Source organism: Nonomuraea sp. NPDC048916, assembly GCF_040649575.1.
In the GTDB taxonomy this organism is placed as follows: domain Bacteria; phylum Actinomycetota; class Actinomycetes; order Streptosporangiales; family Streptosporangiaceae; genus Nonomuraea.
This window is the reverse complement of record NZ_JBEZFS010000335.1, coordinates 1-349: the sequence shown is the minus strand read 5'-3', so window position 1 is coordinate 349 and position 349 is coordinate 1. Positions and strand designations below refer to the sequence as shown.

Here is a 349-nt window from a genome sequence, read left to right as displayed (position 1 = left end):
AGTTGAGCGCCACCACCCTGCTGCGCTTCGCCACCGCCGGGTCCGTCGACGACGGCAAGTCCACCCTCGTGGGCCGTCTGCTGCACGACTCCAAGTCGGTCCTCACCGACCAGCTGGAGGCCGTCGAGCAGGCCTCGCTCAACCGTGGGCAGGAGGCTCCGGACCTGGCGCTGCTGACCGACGGGCTGCGGGCCGAGCGCGAGCAGGGCATCACCATCGATGTCGCCTACCGCTACTTCGCCACCACCCGGCGGCGGTTCATCCTCGCCGACACCCCGGGCCATGTGCAGTACACCCGGAACATGGTGACCGGCGCCTCCACCGCCGAGCTGGCCGTGGTGCTGGTCGA

1 protein-coding gene is annotated in these 349 nt (G+C 70.5%); it reads left to right on the top strand.

Going from position 1 to position 349, the window contains the following annotated elements; translation table 11 throughout:
- Nucleotides 1-2: 2 nt before the first annotated feature.
- The coding region (locus AB0C16_RS41110; protein ID WP_357691664.1) for a GTP-binding protein at nucleotides 3-349 on the top strand (347 nt) is incomplete at its 3' end.